Below are 19065 nucleotides of genomic sequence, written 5' to 3' on the forward strand. Positions count from 1 at the left end.
TTACCTCTTTCCTTGCAGGACGCGGCGGCGGTGGTGCTCGTCCGCGCGGTTCTCGATCCGATCCAGCACGTCGTCGCCGAGGAACCTCGGCTGACCGACCGCGAGCGCCGCGGTCAGGATCCTGGCGTGCTTGTCGGCCATCTCGGTGATCCGCAGGCACTCGGCCGGGTCGGCGCCGATGGCGAAGATCCCGTGGTTCTGCAGATAGGCGATCTTCGGCAGCGCGCCGTGCTCCGCGACGAAGCCGGCGATCGCCGCGCGCATGTGCCGGGCGAGCGCCAGCCCGGGATCCAGGTAGGGCACGAACAGCGCGTGCTGCCCGAGCACCACGATGTGGTCGGGGAAGAGCGCGCCGGCCGCGATCAGCTCGGCGCGATCCGACGACAGGATCCCGTTGGCGGAGACCGGATGCGTGTGGCACGCGGCGCCGGCACCGGCCGCGAGCACGACGGCGTGCAGCAGCGCCTCGACGCTCGGGCGCTTGGCGCCCTGGTCGACGCGGCTCGCCATCAGCGCGGCGCCCACCGCGTCGTCGTCGGCGTCCGCGGCATCGAGCATCGCGAGGATCGGCGCGAGCTCGCACTCCACCAGGTCGTCGGCGCGCGCGGTGGCGAGCGTCGACCCCGAGGCCTTCACGAGCATCCGCGTCGGCACCCCGGAGCCGGCGCCGATCGCGGCGCTCACGTTGCCCTCGCCGAGGATCGCGAGCTCGCGCTGCGGCTCGCCGACCGCGTGGGAGAGCGCCAGCAGCGCTTCGGTCATCGTCATCCCTGGGCCTCCTGGCCGTAGACGCCCTGGTAGCGGGCGAAGAGCGCGTCGACGTCGTCGCTGGCGATCGGCAGCGTCGGGCCCAGCTGGCGCGCGAGGTGCATGGTGCGGGCGACGTCCTCGACCATGACGGCGGCCTTCACGGCGTCGCGCGCGTCGCGGCCGATCGTGAAGGGGCCGTGGCTCTGCATGAGCACGGCGCGGGAGCGGTGCCCGCGGAGCGTCTCCACGATGCCGCGGCCGATCGAGTCGTCGCCGATGCGCGCGAAGGGACCGATGGGGATGGGCCCGCCGAACTCGTCGGCCATCGCGGTCAGATGGCACGGGATGGGCTCGCCCCGCGCCGCCCAGGCGGTCGCGTAGGGCGAGTGGGTGTGCACGACCCCGCCCACCTCCGGCAGGTGCCGGTAGACGTAGGCGTGCGCCGCGGTGTCGCTCGAGGGCAGCAGCTCGGAGCCGACGGAGCCGGGCACCACGACCCCGTCGAGGTCGCACAGGATCATGCGCTCGGGCGCGAGCTCGTCGTAGTCGACGCCGCTCGGCTTGATCACGAAGCGATCCTCGCCGGGCACGCGCCCGGAGACGTTGCCGCCCGTCCACTGCACGAGGCCGGCGCGCGTGAGGCGCTCGTGGAGCGCGCTGACCTCGACCCTGACCTGCTGCTCGGCGCTCATGCCAGTGCCGCTCATGCCAGTGCCTCCGCCCGGCGTCGCTTGAGGCGGTGCATCAGCAGGTCGTCGCCGCGGCCGAAGGCGTCGTGGAGCGCGAGGTAGTCGCGGTAGATCGCGTCGTAGGCCGCGACCGAGTCGGGATCGGGCACGTAGCGCTCGCGCTCGACGGAGCCCATGGCCGCGGCAGCGGCCGGCACGTCGGCGTAGGCGCCGGCCGCGACCGCCGCGTGGATCGCGGAGCCGAGCGCCGGGGCCTGCTCGCTGCCGGCGACGTCGATCGGCATCGCCAGCACGTCGGCGTAGGTCTGCATGAGGTGCTCGTTGCGCAGCAGCCCGCCAGCGGCCACGAAGCGGTCGACCGCCACGCCGCCGTCGCGGAACGCCTCGACGATGCGGCGCGCGCCGAACGCGGTCGCCTCGACGAGCGCCCGGTAGACATCCTCCGACCGGGTCGCGAGCGTCATGCCGACGACCATGCCCGAGAGCCGCGCGTCGACCAGCACCGAGCGGTTGCCGCCGTGCCAGTCCAGCGCGACGAGCCCGTGCGCGCCGATGGGCTTGCGCCAGCCGCGCTCGGTCAGCAGCGCGTGCGCGCTGACGCCCTGCCGCGCGGCCTCGGCCTGCACGGCGCCCGGCACCTGGTGCTCGACGAACCAGGCGAGGATGTCGCCGACGCCCGACTGCCCGGCCTCGTAGCCCCACGAGCCGGCGGTGATGCCGCCCATGACCGCGCCGCACATGCCGTCGACGTCGACCAGCGCATCCGCGTTGACGATGTGGCACGTGCTCGTGCCCATGATGGCGACGAGCGCGCCGGTGCCGGTGGCCTGCACCGCGGGCGCGGTGACGTGCGCGTCGACGTTGCCGACCGCGACCGCGATGCCCTCCGGCAGTCCGGTGAGCGAGGCCATGGCCGGCGTCAGCCCGCCCGCGACAGCGCCGAGCTCGCCGACCGGGCCCTCGAGCTTCTCGATCACCGCGGCGAAGCCCGGCGCGAGCGCCTCGAAGTACTCCGGCGCCGGCAGCGCGCCATCCTGCACCATGCCCTTGTAGCCGGCCGCCGAGGCGTTGCGCACCGCGACGCCGCTGAGCTGCTGCACGATCCAGTCGCTCGCCTCGATCCAGAGGTCGGCGGCGTCGAAGGCCGCACGATCCTCCTCGAAGACCTGCAGCGCCTTGGCCACCTGCCACTCGCTGGAGATCGCACCGCCGTAGCGCGCGAGCCAACGCTCGCCGCGCTCGGCGGCGACCGTGTTGATGCGGTCGGCGTGCGGCTGCGCCGCGTGGTGCTTCCAGAGCTTCGGGTAGGCGTGCGGCCGCTCCTGCCAGCCCTCGGCGAGGCAGAGCGCCGTGCCGTCGGCGAGCGCCGGTAGCGGGGTGGATGCGGTGAAGTCGCAGCCGATGCCCACCACCTCGCGCGCGTCGACCCCGGCAGCGGCGAGCGCCGCCGGCACCGCGACGCGCAGCACGTCGAGCCAGTCGGCCGGGTGCTGCAGCGCCCACTCGGGCGGCAGCGGCACGGCGCCGAGGCGCTCGTCGATCACCCCGTGGGCGTACTCGTGCACCGCGGTGCCGAGCTCTGCCCCGTCGGCGACCCGCACCACGAGGGCGCGACCGCTCAGGGTGCCGAAGTCGACGCCGATGACGACGCTCATCGGCGGTCGGCCTTGGGCAGCGCGCCGGTGACCGAGGGCACGGCACCGGAGGGCGTCGGCGCGAGCCGTCGGCGCCGCAGCGACACCTGCCCGAACAGCGCGGCGCCGAGCAGCACGAGGCCGAGCGCGAGCGACTGCGCCTGCGCGCCGTCGTTGCCGGGCACCACGAGCAGGATCGAGGCGTTGAGCCACACGATCAGCAGCGCCGCCAGCAGCACGCCGCCCAGCTTGCCGATGCCGCCGGTGATGGCGACGCCGCCGAGCACGGCGATCGTGATCGCCGGCAGCGCCATGCCGCTGCCGCTCGTGCCCGCGTCGGGCCGCGCGGAGGCGAACTGGGCCACCGTGTAGACGCCGACGAGGCCCGAGATCGCACCGGCGGCGACGAACGCCAGCATGCGGGTGCGGCGGGTGTCGATGCCGGCCCACTGCGCCGCGAGGTCGTTCGTGCCGATCGCGTAGAGCGAGCGGCCGTACGCCGTGCGGTTCAGCACGAACCACGCGACCACGGCGACCGGCAGCAGGAACGTGAACACGCCCAGCGGCACGAGCGGCAGCGAACCGCCGATGACCGGCAGCTCGACGGCCTTCGCGGCGTCGTAGAAGGCAGAGATCTCGGGACCGGAGATCGGGCGCTGCTCGCTCACCACGAGCGCGATCGAGCGGTAGCCGTAGAAGGTCGCGAGCGTGGCGATGAGCGGCGGGAAGCCGAGGTACGCCGAGAGCACGCCGTTGACCGCGCCCAGCACGGCACCGAAGAGCACGGCCAGCACCATCGCCACCGGGAGCGGCAGCCCGACCTGCTGGAAGAGCATCGCGAACGCGATGCCCGAGAGCGACACCATCGAGCCGACCGAGAGGTCGATGCCGCCGCGACCGGAGGTGATGACGAACAGCTGCGCGATCGCGAGCAGCGCGAGCGGCACGAAGGCGATGAGCGTCGAGGCGAGGTAGTCGCTGTTGAACGCACCGCTCGTCTGACCCGCGAGGTCGAGGATCGTCATCACCACGACGAGGACGATGATGAGCACGAGGAGCAGGATCGCGCGATCCTTGAGCCCGCCGGCGGTGAACCAGTCGCGCACCCGCGCCACCGGGCCCGCGCTCTGCTGCCCCGCGGCCGGGGCGCCGGTGTGCTGCCTGGTGTCAGGCGTGGCGTGCGTCATGCTCGCCTCCTCGCTCGCTCGCGGATGAGATCGGTGCCGACGGCGATCACGATGAAGATGCCGACGAACAGGAAGCCGAGCTGGGTGGGCCAGCCGAGCTGGGTGACGCCCGAGACGACCGTCTGCACGAGGATCGCGCCGAGCAGGGTGCCGACGACGCTGCCGCGGCCGCCGAGGATCGAGGTGCCGCCGATGACGACGGCCGCGATGACCTGCAGCTCCTTGCCGGAGCCCACCGACTGGTCGAGCGTCGAGGTGCCGGTCGCGATCATCATGCACGCGGCCAGGCCCGCCAGGGCGCCGGTGATCCCGTAGACCCAGACGAGCCGCGGCTGCACCTTGATGCCCGCCAGGCGCGCGGCGTTGGCGTTGCCGCCGATGGCGTAGAGGTTGCGGCCGCCCTTGGCGTAGCGCAGGAACCACCAGGCTGCGGCCACGGCGACGAGCGCGATGGCGAAGGAGTGGGGCACGCCGAGCGTGGAGCCCTCCTCGCCGCGGCCCAGGAAGTCGAGGGTGCCGGGGATGCCGTTGACGGTCGACGAGTCGAACACCCGCAGGCCCAGCCACTGGAAGACGTTGGCGGTGCCGAAGGTGATGATGATCGGATGCACGCGGCCGTAGGCGATCAGGAGCCCGTTGATCGCGCCCAGTGCGAGGCCGATCGCGATCGCCACCAGGATCGCCAGCGGCGCCGGGAGGTCGAGCCCGACCATCATGCGCGCGGTGACGACGGCGGAGACCATGATCATGGCCGCGACGGAGACGTCGATGCCGGCGGTGATGATGACGAAGGTCATGCCGACGCCGACGAGCGCGATGGGCGCCACCTGCACCAGCAGCGGCCCGATCGAGCCGGGTGAGAGGAACGCGGGCGTGAAGATGCCCAGCAGCACCCACAGCACCACGACCACGGCGAGCAGCACGATCTCCTGCCCGGTGACGATGGGCGGCAGGATGCGGCGCAGGCTCGGCGCCGACCGCTGCTCGGGCGCCGGCGTCTGGGGTGCGGTGTCCACGCTCATGCGGCGTCCTCCTCGATGGCGCCCGCGGCGGCGGCGAGCAGCGATGCCTGGCTCGCCGTCGGCGGGAACTCCTTGGCGACCCTGCCGCCGCGGAAGACCAGGATCCGGTCCGACACCCGCAGCACCTCGGCGAGGTCGGTGGTGATGACGAGCACGGCGGCGCCCTTGTCGGCCAGGTCGGCGACGATGCTGTGGATCTCCTCCTTGGCGCCGACGTCGACGCCCTGCGTGGGCTCGGCGAGCACCAGCAGCTTCGGCTGCTCGACCACCTGGCGGGCGAGCACCACCTTCTGCGCGTTGCCGCCCGACATGGCGCCGATCGGCTGGCGGCCCGAGGGCGTCTTGACGGAGAGGCGGCGGATGAGGTCGTCGGAGATGCGGCGCTCGGCGCGCGGCGAGACCCAGCCGAGCCTGCCGAGCAGGCCGAGCGATCCGATCGTGATGTTGAAGGCGATGGGCTGGAAGGAGAAGGAGCCCTGCGATGCGCGGTTCGCCGGCAGCATGCGGATGCCGCGGCGCTTGGCGGCCCCCGGGCTCGTGACCTGCGCGTCGGTGCCGACCGAGCGCATCCGCCCCGCCGTCGCGCGGCGCATGCCGTAGACGACCTCGCCGACCTCGGCGGCGCCGCAGCCGACGAGGCCGTAGAGGCCGACGATCTCGCCCTCGCGCACGCTCAGGCTGACGTCGTCGAAGGCCCCCGCGAGCGAGAGCCCCTCGAGCTCGAGGACGGGCGGGCCGGGCTCGCCGGGAGCGCGCACGCCCTCGGCGAGCGTGCCGCCCACCATGCGCTCGGCGATCTCGCGCACGGTGAGCTCGCCGATCGGCTGCGAGGAGACGGTCTCGCCGTCGCGCATGATCGTGACCTCGTCGGCGATGCGGAAGAGCTCGTCGAGGCGGTGGCTGATGTAGATGATGGAGACGCCCTCGGCCGCGAGCTTGCGCACGACGCCGAAGAGCACCTCGATCTCGCTGTCGGTGAGGATCGCGCTCGGCTCGTCCAGGATCAGGACGCTCGCCTGCTCGAGCAGCGCCTTCGCGATCGAGACCTGCTGCTGCTTGGCGATGGAGAGCGTGCCGAGCGGCTGCGAGGCGAGCGAGCGGTCGAGCCCGACCGTGTCGAGCAGCTCGAGCATGCGGGGGGCCTGCGCCCGCCAGTCGATGGCCGGGCCGCGGGTGATCTCGCGGCCGACGAAGAAGTTCTCGGCGACCGTGAGCTCGGGGAAGATCTGCGGCTCCTGGTAGACCGTCTGCACGCCGAGCGCGATGGCGTCGGAGGTGGAGCCGATCGTCACGGCGGTGCCGTCGATCGCGATCGACCCGGTGTCCGGCTGCTCTGCGCCGGCGAGGATCTTGATGAGCGTCGACTTGCCGGCGCCGTTCTCGCCCACGAGCGCGTGGACCGTGCCGGGCCTGACGGTGAGGTCGGCGTGGCGGATGGCGCGGACGCCGCCGTAGCGCTTCGAGATGTCGCGCATCTCGAGCCGAGGGGCGGGGTCGGTCGCGCGCTCTGTCGCGATGTCAGTCATGGGGCTCCCGAGCGGCGTCGCTGCCGTGTCGTGGACGGATGGGGGGGGTGGGGTCACGCGGAGTGCGGTGCCGGGGCGCGGCGCGAGCCGCGCCCCGGCGATGCGTCAGTAGTCGTAGTCGCCGGCGTTCTCCGCCGTGAAGACCGTCGGCGGGCCGAGCAGCAGCTCTGCCGTCGCCTCGTCGTACGACACGTCGGCCAGCGCCTCGTTCGAGATGCTCGAGGTGTCGCCCAGGTCGCCGTCGTTGGCGAGCTGCACGCCCGCCCAGCCGGTGAGCCAGCCGAGGCCCTCGACATCCCAGAGGATCGACGCGCTCGACGAGCCCGACTCCAGGTAGGGCAGCATCGCCTGCGGCGTGCCGAGGCCCACCGTGAAGACCTCGCCCGTGCGACCGGCGTCCTCGACGGCCTGCGCGACGCCCGGGGCGCTCGAGGTGCACTCGCCGATGAGGCCCGTCAGGTCGGGGTTCGAGTTCATGAGGTCGAGCGCCATCTGCGTCGCCGCGGCCTGGTCCTCACCGGCGTAGACGATGTCCACGATCTCCGCGTCGGGGTACTCCGAGGCGGTGTAGGCCTCCTGCACCTCGATCCAGGCGTTCAGGTTCGCCGCCGTCTCACCGCACGAGACGATCGCGTACTGGCCGGAGCCGCCCATCGCCTCGAGGAGCGAGTCGGTCAGCTGCTCGCCGATGCCCTGCACCGATGCCTGGCTGACGAAGACCTCGCGCACCGAGTCGGGCGCATCCGTGTCCGTCGTGGCGACGTGGATGCCGGCGTCCTGCGCCTCCTGCAGCAGCGGAGCCATCGAGTTGGGGTCGTTGGGCGCCACGAACAGCACGTCGACGCCCTGCTGGATGAACGAGCGCACGATGTCGGCCTGCGCTGCCGCGTCGGCGGTCGTCGGGCCCTGGTAGAGCCACTCGAAGCCGAGCTCCTCGGCGGCCTGCTGGCCACCGGTGTTCATGGCCTCGAAGTAGGGGATGCCCTGCAGCTTCGGGACGAAGGCGACGGTGATCTGCTCGTCGCCGCCACCGCCCTCCGTGGCACCGGGCGCGGGCGTCGCGCCCGTGTCGTTCCGCGAGGTGCACCCGGCGAGCACGACGGCCGCTGCCGCCGTGAGCGCGAGTGCGCCCGTGATCCTGCGTGAGATCTTCATCGATGCTCCTTCTGGATGAGGCGACGGGAGGCCCTTCCCGCCCGTGCCGTGGCCGGCTCGGTGCCGGTCGTGTGCGCGTCGTCGAGCGGCACCCTGGTGACGCTGACGCCCCGGGCCTCCCACTCGGCGACGAAGTCGTCGGATGCGCGCTCATCGGTGATGAGGCTCGTCACCTGCTCGGCGCTCGCGAACGAGTGGAGCGCGAAGCCGGTGGTCTTGCTGCTGTCGAACAGCGCGTGCACCTGGTCGCTGACCGCGACGAGGCCCTGCTTCGACATCGCCTCGTCGGTGGCGAGCTCGAGGAGCCCGCGCTCGGGCGAGAGCCCGACCACGCCGACGAAGGCCTTGCCGATGCGCCCTCGCCCGACGAGCGCATCCGCGATCGGCCCCACGAGGCCGGAGCTCTCGCGGCGCAGCGAGCCGCCGGGGATGATGACGCGGGCGTCGGAGCGCTCCATCAGGAGCACGCCGGTGCGCAGCGACTGCGTGATGACGAGGAGGCCGGTGCGCTGCAGCAGCTCGAGCGCGAGGAAGTGCGCGGTGCTCGAGGTGTCGAGCGCGATGACGTCGCCGTCCTCGACGAGCGTCGCGGCGCGCACGGCGATCGCCCGCTTGGCGTCGGCATCCGTGCGCATGCGGTCGGCGAAGGCGCCCTCGTCGCCGCGGACCGGCGGCAGGGCGCCGCCTCGCGTGCGGCGCAGGAGGTCGCGCTCGGCGAGCGCGTCGAGGTCCTTGCGGATCGTCACCTCGGAGACGCCGAGGTCCCTCGCCAGGTCGGCGACCTGCACGGCGCCGTGCTGATCCAGCGCATCGAGGATGCGCGAATCGCGAGTGACCACGGTGACTCCTTCGTCGTGTTGGTGGCGACAGTACGCATCCGAAACCGCTTTCGCAAGCCACCGATACCAAAACGCAACAATTCGGGTTGCGTTCGAAAGCCTGGCGCGGCATGCTGGCAAGCACCGCACCTCGTGACCCGATCGCGAGCGCCAACGATGTCGAAGACGACAGGAGCCGCCCATGGCCATCGCCCCCTCGCAGGAGCAGCTCGCGCAGCTGCAGATCGAAGTGCCCTCGTGGGCGTACGGCAACTCGGGCACGCGGTTCCGCGTCTTCGGCACGCCGGGCACGCCGCGCGACGCCTTCGAGAAGGTCAGCGATGCCGCGCAGGTGCACGCCGCGACCGGCCTCGCCCCGCGCGTCGCGATCCACATCCCGTGGGATCGCGTCGACGACTTCTCGGCGCTCGCCGAGCACGCCCGGTCGCTCGGCGTCGAGCTCGGCACGGTGAACTCGAACACCTTCCAGGAGGAGGACTACAAGTTCGGGTCGCTCTGCCACCCCGATGCGCGCGTGCGGCGGAAGGCCGTCGACCACCACCTCGAGTGCCTCGACATCATGCGGACGATCGGCGTGCGCGACCTGAAGATCTGGCTCGCGGACGGCACGAACTACCCCGGCCAGGACTCCATCCGCGAGCGCCAGGACCGGCTCGCCGAGGGCCTCGCCGCGATCTACGCCGAGCTCGACGCCGACCAGCGGCTGCTGCTCGAGTACAAGTTCTTCGAGCCGGCGTTCTACCACACGGACGTGCCCGACTGGGGGACGAGCTTCGCGCACACGATCGCGCTGGGCGAGCAGGCGAAGGTCGTGCTCGACACCGGCCACCACGCGCCCGGCACGAACATCGAGTTCATCGTCGCCCAGCTGCTGCGGCTCGGCAAGCTCGGCGCCTTCGACCTCAACTCGCGCTTCTACGCGGACGACGACCTGATCGTCGGCCTCGCCGACCCGTTCCAGCTCTTCCGCATCATGATGGAGCTCGTCTCCGGCGGCGGCCTCGGCGACCCCGACGTGCAGCTCGTGCTCGACCAGTGCCACAACATCGAGGCCAAGATCCCCGGCCAGATCCGCAGCGTGCTGAACGTGCAGGAGGCGGTCGCGAAGGTGCTCTCCCTCGACACGGAGGCGCTCGCCGCCGCCCGCCGCGACTGCGACGTGCTGCTGGCGAACGACATCGTGATGGATGCCTTCAGCACCGACGTGCGCCCGCTGCTGGCCGAGCTCCGCGCGTCGAGGGGACTCCCGGAGGATCCGATGCGGCACTTCCTGGCCTCCGGCTACCTCGAGCGCATCGCCGACGAGCGCGTCGGCGGCGCCCAGGCGAGCTGGGGAGCGTGAGCGTCGTGCACGAAGCAGTCGAGCAGCTCATCGGTCGCAGCAACCGCCTCGGGGCCGACCCGCGCAACACCAACTACGCCGGCGGCAACACCTCCGCGAAGGGCGTCGACCGCGACCCCGCCTCCGGCGAGCCCGTCGAGCTCGTCTGGGTGAAGGGCTCCGGCGGCGACCTCGGCACGCTCACCGCATCCGGCCTCGCCGCCCTGCGGCTCGATCGCGTGCGAGGGCTCGAGGCCGTCTACCCGGGCATCGAGCGCGAGGACGAGATGGTCGCGGCCTTCGACTACTGCCTGCACGGCAAGGGGGGCGCCGCGCCCTCGATCGACACCGCGATGCACGCGCTGGTGGAGAAGCCCCACGTCGACCACCTGCACCCCGACGCCGGCATCGCCATCGCGACCGCGGCCGACGGGCCCGAGCTCACCGAGCGCATCTACGGCGGCAAGGTCGTCTGGGTGCCCTGGCGCCGCCCCGGCTTCCAGCTCGGCCTCGACATCCGCGAGATCCAGCGCGCCAACCCGGATGCGGTCGGCTGCATCCTGGGCGGCCACGGCATCACGGCGTGGGGCGAGACGAGCGAGGAGGCAGAGCAGAGCTCGCTGTGGATCATCGAGACCGCCGCGGCCTACCTGGCCGAGCACGGCAGCCAGGAGCCCTTCGGCCCCGCGCTGCCCGGCTTCGGCGCGCTGCCGGCCAAGCAGCGCCGCGCGCGGGCGGCAGCGCTCGCCGCGCACGTGCGAGCCGTCGCCTCCGCCGACCGGCCGATGGTCGGGCACTTCACCGACGATCCGGTCGTCACCGACTTCCTCGAGCGGGAGGGCCACCGCCGGCTCGCCGAGCTCGGCACCTCGTGCCCGGATCACTTCCTGCGCACGAAGGTCAAGCCGCTCGTGCTCGACCTGCCCGCCGATGCGCCCGTCGAGGAGGCGGTCGCGCGCCTGCAGGAGCTGCACGAGCGGTACCGCGAGGACTACGCCGCCTACTACGCGGCGCACGCGACCGAGGACTCCCCCGCGATGCGGGGCGCTGACCCCGCGATCGTGCTGATCCCGGGCGTGGGCATGTTCTCCTTCGGCAAGGACGCGCAGACCGCCCGCGTCGCCGGCGAGTTCTACATCAACGCGATCAATGTGATGCGCGGGGCCGAGTCGGTCTCGACCTACGCGCCGATCTCCGACGCCGAGAAGTTCAGGATCGAGTACTGGGCGCTCGAGGAGGCCAAGCTGCAGCGGCTGCCGAAGCCGCGCTCGCACGCGGGCCGCGTCGCGCTCGTGACGGGCGCCGCCTCCGGCATCGGCAAGGCGATCGCCACCAGGCTCGCGGCCGAGGGCGCCTGCGTCGTGATCGCCGACCTCTCGCTCGAGAAGGCGCAGGCCGCGGCGGCGGAGCTCGGCTCGACCGACGTCGCCGTCGGCGTGCAGTGCGACGTGACGAAGGAGGCGGAGGTGCAGGCGGCGGTCGACGCGACGCTGCTGGCCTTCGGCGGCCTCGACCTGGTCGTGAACAACGCCGGCCTCTCGCTCTCGCGGTCGCTGCTCGAGACCACCGAGGCCGACTGGGACCTGCAGCACGACGTGATGGCGAAGGGCTCGTTCCTCGTCTCGCGCGCCGCAGCACGGGCGCTGATCGCGCAGGGCATGGGCGGCGACATCATCTACATCTCCTCGAAGAACGCCGTGTTCGCCGGGCCGAACAACATCGCCTACTCGGCGGCGAAGGCCGACCAGGCGCACCAGGTGCGGCTGCTGGCCGCCGAGCTCGGCCAGCACGGCGTGCGCGTCAACGGCATCAACCCCGACGGCGTCGTGCGCGGCTCCGGCATCTTCGCCGGCGGCTGGGGCGCGTCGCGGGCGAAGGTGTACGGCGTGAAGGAGGAGGAGCTCGGCAAGTACTACGCCGGCCGCACCCTCCTCGGGCGCGAGGTGCTGCCCGACCACGTCGCCAACGCTGTCGTGGCGCTGACGGGGCCGGAGCTCACCCACACCACGGGGCTCCACGTGCCGGTCGACTCCGGCGTCGCGGCGGCGTTCCTGCGATGACGACGAGCGTCGCCGCGATCGACCTCGGCGCGACCAGCGGTCGCGTCGTGCGCGCCGAGGTCGATCGCACCTCGCTGCGCCTGACGGAGATCGCGCGATTCGAGAATCGACCGGTGCGGGTCGGCGACGGCCTGCACTGGTCGGTGCTCGCGCTCTACGACCAGGCGATGCAGGGCGTCGCGGCTGCCTCGAGGCTCGGCCCGCTCGCCTCGGTCGCCGTCGACTCCTGGGCGGTCGACTACGGCCTGCTGCGGCGCGGGCGGCTGCTCGGCATCCCCCACTCCTACCGGGACGACCGCACGGCGCGCGGGCTCGAGCTCGTCGACCGGGTGATCGCGCAGCCCGACCTCTACCGCCGCTGCGGGCTGCAGCGCATGCCGTTCACGACCATCAACCAGCTCGCCGTCGACGGGGAGCGCGGGCTGCTCGAGGCGGCCGACCGGCTGCTGATGCTGCCCGACCTCTTCGGCTACTGGATGACGGGCGAGATGGTGATGGAGGCCACGAACGCCTCCACCACCGGCCTCATGCGCCTCGGCGGCGAGTGGGATGCGGAGCTCATGGCGCGCTTCGGCATCCCCGTCTCCCTCATGGCGCCGGTCGTCGAGCCCGGCACGCGCATCGGCCCCATCGACGAGGTCGCGCGCGCGCACTTCGGCATCCAGGGCACGCCCGACGTGCTCGCCGTGGGGTCGCACGACACCGCATCCGCCGTCGTCGGCGTTCCGATGAGCGCGGGCGGCGCCTACATCTCGAGCGGCACCTGGTCGCTCGTGGGCATCGAGACGAGCGCGCCGATCGCGACCGAGGAGGCGCTCGAGGCGAAGTTCACGAACGAGGGCGGCGTCGACGGCCGCACCCGGTTCCTGAAGAACCTCATGGGGCTGTGGATCCTGTCGGAGACCATGCGCACCTGGGAGGCGGCCGGCGAGCGGCTCAGCCTGCCGGCGCTGCTCGACGCGGCGTCGCGCGTCGACTGGCGGGTGCCCGTGTTCGACCCCACCGACGAGGCGTTCTACCCGCCCGGGGACATGCCGGCGCGCATCGCCTCGTGGTTCGAGGAGCGCGGCCAGCGCCCACCGCGCGGGCACGCGGAGGTGGTGCGCTGCATCCTCGAGTCGCTCGCCGAGGGCTACGCCGTGACGCTGCGCGACGCCGAGCGCATCAGCGGGCAGCGCATCGAGCGCGTGCACGTCGTCGGCGGCGGCTCGCGCAACGCGCTGCTGTGCCAGCTGACGGCCGACCGATCGGGGCTGCCGGTGCTCGCCGGCCCGGTCGAGGCGAGCGCGATCGGCAACGTGCTCGTGCAGGCGCGCACGCTCGGCGCCGCGCCGGAGACGCTCGAGGAGCTGCGGGAGCTGGTGCGCGCGACGCACGAGCTCGTCGAGTACCGGCCGCGCGCGCGGCCGGGATCCTGAGCGGGCACGAGATGATGGATGCGCGATCACGACCCAGGAGAGCGCATGAACCAGGCACGCGGCCCCGTGAAGTCGGCCGAGCGCGCGCTCGCGGTGCTCGACCTGGTGGCGGATCGGGGCGCTGCGACGTTCGCCGAGATCGGCGAGGCCCTCGCGCTGCCGCGCTCGAGCGCGCACGGGCTGCTCGCGACGCTCGTCGACGCCGGCTGGCTCGAGCTCTCGGAGCGTCGCTACCGGCTGGGCCTGCACATCTGGCAGCTGGGTCAGCAGTACGACGGCCACCGGCTGCTGCTCGAGACCGCGAAGCCGCACATGGATCGCCTCGTGCAGACGACGGGCGAGACCGTGCAGCTGGCGCGGCTCGACGGCATCGAGAACGTCTACATCGGCATCAGCCTCTCGCCGAACCCGATGCGCATGGCCTCGACGGTCGGCATGCGGCTGCACGCGCATGCGACCGGCATCGGCAAGGCGCTGCTGAGCGTGCTCGACGAGGCCGAGGCGCGGGCGCGGCTCGAGTCGGTCGTGCTGCCCCAGCTCACCCCGCGCACGGTCACGGAGGTGCCGGAGATCCTGCGGATCGTCTCGCGCGCGCGGGAGCTGGGCTTCGCGACCGACGACGAGGAGTTCGTCGCCGGCTGCCGCTGCGTCGCCGTGCCGCTGACGACGGTCGCGGAGACCGGCATCGCGGCAGCCATGAGCATCACGATGCCCAAGAGCCGCACGGCCGAGGGCTGGCAGCACGCGCTCTACGGCCCGCTGCGCGATGCGGCGCAGGCGATCCGCGGCGGCATGGGGCTGCGGGGCGCGCTCTCCCCCTGACGAGACCGCTGCGTCTAGGGCGGCACCTCCGGCACTTGCGCGCCCGTGGACCGCGTGGCATTATCTGGCGGCTTCACACACGTGAACCTCGATTCACATATGTGAACGACCCTGGTGATCAACGGAGATTCCCGTGACCGACACATCCGCGCAGTCCGCAGCACTCGCACCGGTGATCCGGAAGGTCACCGCCCGCCTCATCCCGATCCTGCTGCTCATGTACATCCTGGCGTTCCTCGATCGCTCGAACCTCGGCTTCGCGAAGGCGACGTTCCAGGCCGACACCGGCATCTCCGACGCCGCCTACGCCCTCGGCGCCGGCCTCTTCTTCATCGGCTACGCCGTCTTCGAGGTGCCGAGCAACATGATCATGCAGCGGGTCGGCGCCAAGATCTGGCTCGCCCGCATCATGATCAGCTGGGGCATCGTCTCGGCGCTCATGATGTTCGCGACGAACGAGGCGAGCTTCTACGCGCTGCGGGTGCTGCTCGGCATCACCGAGGCCGGCTTCTTCCCCGGTGTCATCTGGTACCTGACGCTCTGGATCCCGGTCGAGCACCGCGCCCGCGTCAACGGCCTGTTCTACTTCGGCGCACCGCTCGCCTTCATCTTCGGCGGGCCGCTCTCCGGGCTGCTGCTCGACCTCGACGGCCTCGGCGGCCTGCACGGCTGGCAGATCATGTTCCTCGTCACGGGTGCCCTCACGGTGCTCGTCGGCCTGCTCATCATCAGCTACCTGCCGAACGGCCCGCGCGACGCGAAGTGGCTGACGCAGGAGCAGAAGGACCTGCTGCTCGCTGCCCTCGACCGCGAGAACGCGTCGAAGGCCGACCACTCCCCCCGCAGCGCCCTGCGCGCCCTCGCCAACCCGGCGGTGCTCTACTTCAGCGTCGCCTTCCTCACCATCCAGATGGCCGTCTACGGCGTGACCTTCTACCTGCCGACGCAGGTCGCCGAGGTCGTCGGCCAGGATGTCGGGCTCACCGTCGGCCTGCTCACCGGCGCGGTGTGGACCTTCGCGATCATCGGCGTGCTCATCGCCACCCGCGTCGCCGACCGCACCGGGCAGCGCCGCATCGTCGCTGCCGTGACGCTGGCACTGGCCGCCGTCGGCATCCTGCTCTCGGTGGTGTTCGAGCAGCCCGTGCTCGTGCTGCTCTCGCTCGCGCTCGGCGCGGCGGGCTTCATCGCCGTGCAGCCGGTGTTCTGGACCCTGCCGACCTCGTTCCTCGTCGGCGGCGCCGCCGCATCCGGCATCGCCCTCATCAACTCGATCGGCAACCTCGGCGGGTTCCTCGCGCCGATCATGAAGAACGCCGCCGACGAGGCCTTCGGCCCGGCGGGCGGCTCCTACGCCCTCGCCGCCGTGGCGGCCATCGGCGCCGTCCTGATCGCCTGCAGCCACCTCGTCTCCCGCGCCGTGCGCACGGTCGGCGAGCGCACCGAGGCGAACCCGACCGTCGCGGAGCCCCGCCGATGAGGGCGCTGCGCCTCGAGGAGATCGGCCGCCTCGCGGTCGTCGAGCTGCCCGAGCCCGAGCCCGCGGCCGGCGAGGTGCGGCTGGAGGTCATCGCGACCGGCATCTGCGGCTCCGACATCCACGGCTTCACGGGCGAGAACGGCCGGCGCTTCCCCGGGCAGGTGATGGGCCACGAGAGCGTCGCCCGCATCGACGCGCTCGGCGCGGGCGTCGAGGGCCTGGCCGTCGGCGACATCGCGACCTTCAACCCGGTCGTCGTGCCCGCGGCAGAGGCGGATGCGTTCCGGGGTCGCGAGCAGATGGCGCCCGGCAAGCACGTCATCGGCGTCAAGCCCGAGGTCGTCGCCTCCTTCGCGCAGCGCATCGTGGTGCCGGCGGTCAACGTCGTGCCGCTGCCCGCCTCCATGCCGGTCGAGCTCGGCGCGCTCGTCGAGCCGCTCGCGGTCTCGGTGCACGCCGTCCGTCGCTCCGGCGCCCAGCCGGGCGACCGCGTCGTCGTCGCCGGCGGCGGGCCGATCGGCCAGTCGGTCGTGCTCGCGCTGCAGATGGCGGGAATCGACCGCATCGTCGTCACCGAGCTGAGCGCCTCGCGCCGGGCGCTCGTCGAGCGGCTCGGCGCGACCGCGCTCGACGCCGCGGGCGACGACCTGGTCGAGCGCATCCGCGAGGCGCTCGACGGCGCGGCCGACGTCGCGATCGACGCCGTCGGCATCGAGCCGACGCTGCGCGCGAGCCTGCAGGCCACCCGCATGGGCGGCACCGTCTGCCTGGTCGGGATGGGCGCGCCGAAGCTCGCGCTCGACGCGTTCCTCGTCTCGACCGAGGAGCGCGCGATCGTCGGCAGCTTCACGTACTCGGCGCAGGACTTCCGCGACGCGGCCGAGTGGATCGGGCAGGCGCCCGCGCAGGCCGCCGAGCTGATCACGAGGACCGTGCCGCTCGAGGCCGGCCACGACGCCTTCGCGGAGCTCGCGGCGCACGCCGACATCCCCGGCAAGGTGCTCATCCGCCTGACCGAGACCAGCCACACCGACGAGGAGGAGCAGCGATGACGCAGCGCACCATCAAGGAGGTCCGCGCCACCACCGTGCGCGGCAAGGGCGCCGACTACCACGACCAGGACGGCTACCACTGGATCGACGACCACATCGCGACGCCGATGTCGGCCTACCCGGAGTTCCGGCAGTCGCGGCAGTCGTTCGGCATCAACGTGCTCGGCACCCTCGTGGTCGAGATCGAGGCCGACGACGGCACGGTCGGCTTCGCCGTCACCACCGCCGGAGAGATCGGCGCCTGGATCGTCGAGAAGCACCTCGCGCGCTTCCTCGAGGGCCGGGCGGTCACCGACATCGAGCGCATCTGGGATCAGATGTACCGCTCGACGCTCTACTACGGCCGCCGGGGCGTGGTGCTGAACACCATCAGCGGCGTCGACCTCGCGCTCTACGACCTGCTCGGGCGCCTGCGCGGCGAGCCGGTGTACGCGCTGCTGGGCGGCCCCGTGCGCGACGAGCTGCAGTTCTACGCCACGGGCGCCCGGCCCGACCGCGCCAAGGAGCTCGGCTTCATCGGCGGCAAGATGCCGCTCCACTTCAGCCCCTCGGAGGGCGAGGAGGGCTTCAGGAAGAACATCGCCGAGCTCGCCGACATGCGCGAGAAGGTCGGCGACGACTTCTGGCTCATGTGGGACTGCTGGATGTCGCTCGACGTCGAGTACGCGACGCGGCTCGCGCACGCGGCCAGCGAGCACGGGCTCAAGTGGCTCGAGGAGGCGCTGATCCCCGACGACTACTGGGGGTACCGGCAGCTCAAGCAGCAGGCGCCCGCCGGCATGCTCATCACCACCGGCGAGCACGAGGCGACCCGCTGGGGCTTCCGCCAGCTGCTCGAGACCGGCGTCGACATCATCCAGCCCGACGTGGGCTGGTGCGGCGGCATCACCGAGCTCATCAAGATCTCGGCGCTCGCCGACAGCCACGGCACCATGGTCGTGCCGCACGGCTCCTCGGTGTACTCGTACCACTTCGTCGTGACGCGCACGAACAGCCCGTTCGCCGAGTTCCTGATGATGCACGAGACCGCCGAGGAGGTCGTGCCGATGTTCTCGCCGCTGCTCCTGAACGAGCCGGTGCCCGTCGGCGGCCGCCTCGTCGTTCCCGAGACGCCCGGCTTCGGCGTCGAGCTCAACCCCGAGGTGCCGCGCGACCGGCCCTTCACGCACTGATCAGCCACGACACCGAACTCACCAGGACCCGACAGAGGAGACCCCATGCGATTCCAGCGACTCGGCGAGCCCGGCGCAGAGATCCCCGTGCTCGTCGACGGCGAGCGCCGCCTCGACCTGCGCGGCATCACGGCAGACATCGACGGCGCGTTCCTCGAGGGCGGCGGCATCGAGCGGGCGCGCGCAGCGCTCGAGGCCGGTGAGCTGCCCGCGCTCGACGGCGCCGAGCGGATGCGCGTGGGCGCGCCCATCGCGCGGCCCACGGCGGTGCTGTGCATCGGCCAGAACTACGCGGCCCACGCCGCCGAGTCGGGCGACGCCCCGCCCGCCGTGCCGATCCTGTTCTTCAAGCACCCGAACACCGTGGTCGGCCCCGAGGACGACGTGGCGATCCCCCCGGGCGCGGAGACCGTCGACTGGGAGGTCGAGCTGGGTGTCGTGATCGGCTCGCGCGCCCGCTACCTGGGCTCCGACGAGGAGGCGCTGGCGGCGATCGCCGGCTTCGTGGTCTCGAACGACGTCTCGGAGCGCGACTACCAGACGAAGCACTCCGGCGGGCAGTGGTCGAAGGGCAAGTGCGCCGAGACCTTCAACCCGCTCGGCCCCGAGCTCGTCACCCCCGACGAGGTCGACGTGCAGTCGCTGCGGCTGTGGTCGACGGTCAACGGCGAGCCGCGCCAGGACTCGAGCACGGCCGACATGATCTTCCCCGTCGCCGAGATCGTGCGGCACCTCTCGCACTACCTGGTGCTGGAGCCGGGCGACCTGATCAACACCGGCACCCCGCAGGGCGTGGCGCTGTCGGGCCGCTTCCCCTACCTCGTCGCGGGTGATGTGATGGGGATCGGCATCGAGGGCCTCGGCGAGCAGCAGCAGCGGCTCGTCCCCGCCACGATCTGACCAGCGAACCGCACCTGCCCGAGCACCGAGGAGCACGA

Annotated in this window: 16 protein-coding genes; 8 read left to right on the forward strand and 8 right to left on the reverse strand. The window is 72.3% G+C overall.

Features of this window, described 5'->3' with window-relative positions:
• The 8 genes from AA0Z99_RS11140 to AA0Z99_RS11175 all read right to left on the reverse strand — a co-directional run bounded on the left by AA0Z99_RS11140 (nucleotide 1) and on the right by AA0Z99_RS11175 (nucleotide 8802).
• Complete coding sequence (locus tag AA0Z99_RS11140; RefSeq protein WP_413317349.1) at nucleotides 1–768, reverse strand: class II aldolase/adducin family protein; 768 nt, start codon at nucleotides 766–768, stop codon at nucleotides 1–3.
• Nucleotides 765–1457, reverse strand: a complete 693-nt coding sequence (locus tag AA0Z99_RS11145) for an L-ribulose-5-phosphate 4-epimerase (RefSeq protein WP_413317351.1) — start codon at nucleotides 1455–1457, stop codon at nucleotides 765–767. The genes AA0Z99_RS11140 and AA0Z99_RS11145 overlap by 4 nt, the downstream gene beginning before the upstream one ends.
• Complete coding sequence (gene araB / locus AA0Z99_RS11150) at nucleotides 1454–3094, reverse strand: ribulokinase (protein ID WP_413317353.1); 1641 nt, start codon at nucleotides 3092–3094, stop codon at nucleotides 1454–1456. The genes AA0Z99_RS11145 and araB overlap by 4 nt, the downstream gene beginning before the upstream one ends.
• Nucleotides 3091–4260: an ABC transporter permease gene (locus tag AA0Z99_RS11155; protein ID WP_413317355.1), complete on the reverse strand. Its 1170-nt coding sequence runs from the start codon at nucleotides 4258–4260 to the stop codon at nucleotides 3091–3093. The genes araB and AA0Z99_RS11155 overlap by 4 nt, the downstream gene beginning before the upstream one ends.
• Nucleotides 4257–5282, reverse strand: coding sequence for an ABC transporter permease (locus AA0Z99_RS11160; RefSeq protein WP_413317357.1), 1026 nt, complete (start codon nucleotides 5280–5282; stop codon nucleotides 4257–4259). Before AA0Z99_RS11160 ends, AA0Z99_RS11155 begins: the two co-directional genes overlap by 4 nt.
• Nucleotides 5279–6808, reverse strand: coding sequence for a sugar ABC transporter ATP-binding protein (locus AA0Z99_RS11165; protein WP_413317359.1), 1530 nt, complete (start codon nucleotides 6806–6808; stop codon nucleotides 5279–5281). The genes AA0Z99_RS11160 and AA0Z99_RS11165 overlap by 4 nt, the downstream gene beginning before the upstream one ends.
• Before the next feature lie 105 nt (nucleotides 6809–6913).
• Nucleotides 6914–7963: an autoinducer 2 ABC transporter substrate-binding protein gene (locus tag AA0Z99_RS11170; protein WP_413317361.1), complete on the reverse strand. Its 1050-nt coding sequence runs from the start codon at nucleotides 7961–7963 to the stop codon at nucleotides 6914–6916.
• Nucleotides 7960–8802, reverse strand: a complete 843-nt coding sequence (locus AA0Z99_RS11175) for a DeoR/GlpR family DNA-binding transcription regulator (protein WP_413317363.1) — start codon at nucleotides 8800–8802, stop codon at nucleotides 7960–7962. The genes AA0Z99_RS11170 and AA0Z99_RS11175 overlap by 4 nt, the downstream gene beginning before the upstream one ends.
• A gap of 181 nt (nucleotides 8803–8983) precedes the next feature.
• Between AA0Z99_RS11175 and rhaI the strand changes: the two genes are divergently transcribed.
• From rhaI to AA0Z99_RS11215, 8 genes are all read left to right on the forward strand, one after another.
• A complete protein-coding gene (gene rhaI, locus AA0Z99_RS11180; RefSeq protein WP_413317365.1) occupies nucleotides 8984–10144 on the forward strand; it encodes an L-rhamnose isomerase in 1161 nt (386 codons plus the stop codon).
• A gap of 5 nt (nucleotides 10145–10149) precedes the next feature.
• A complete protein-coding gene (locus AA0Z99_RS11185; RefSeq protein WP_413317367.1) occupies nucleotides 10150–12183 on the forward strand; it encodes a bifunctional aldolase/short-chain dehydrogenase in 2034 nt (677 codons plus the stop codon).
• The gene (locus AA0Z99_RS11190) at nucleotides 12180–13601 is read left to right on the forward strand and encodes a rhamnulokinase (RefSeq protein ID WP_413317369.1); all 1422 of its coding nucleotides are present in this window, start codon (nucleotides 12180–12182) and stop codon (nucleotides 13599–13601) included. The genes AA0Z99_RS11185 and AA0Z99_RS11190 overlap by 4 nt, the downstream gene beginning before the upstream one ends.
• A gap of 45 nt (nucleotides 13602–13646) precedes the next feature.
• Nucleotides 13647–14423, forward strand: coding sequence for an IclR family transcriptional regulator (locus AA0Z99_RS11195; RefSeq protein ID WP_413317371.1), 777 nt, complete (start codon nucleotides 13647–13649; stop codon nucleotides 14421–14423).
• A 133-nt stretch (nucleotides 14424–14556) separates the two neighbouring features.
• On the forward strand, nucleotides 14557–15903 hold the full coding sequence (locus AA0Z99_RS11200; protein WP_413317373.1) for an MFS transporter: 1347 nt from the start codon (nucleotides 14557–14559) through the stop codon (nucleotides 15901–15903).
• A complete protein-coding gene (locus AA0Z99_RS11205; RefSeq protein ID WP_413317375.1) occupies nucleotides 15900–16955 on the forward strand; it encodes a zinc-dependent alcohol dehydrogenase in 1056 nt (351 codons plus the stop codon). Before AA0Z99_RS11200 ends, AA0Z99_RS11205 begins: the two co-directional genes overlap by 4 nt.
• Entirely contained in the window at nucleotides 16952–18127 is a 1176-nt protein-coding gene (gene rhmD / locus AA0Z99_RS11210; RefSeq protein WP_413317377.1) for an L-rhamnonate dehydratase, read from the forward strand. Before AA0Z99_RS11205 ends, rhmD begins: the two co-directional genes overlap by 4 nt.
• A 45-nt stretch (nucleotides 18128–18172) precedes the next feature.
• Nucleotides 18173–19027: a fumarylacetoacetate hydrolase family protein gene (locus tag AA0Z99_RS11215; RefSeq protein WP_413317379.1), complete on the forward strand. Its 855-nt coding sequence runs from the start codon at nucleotides 18173–18175 to the stop codon at nucleotides 19025–19027.
• Nucleotides 19028–19065: the final 38 nt, after the last annotated feature.

This window comes from Agrococcus phoenicis (assembly GCF_047302415.1).
GTDB lineage: Bacteria > Actinomycetota > Actinomycetes > Actinomycetales > Microbacteriaceae > Agrococcus.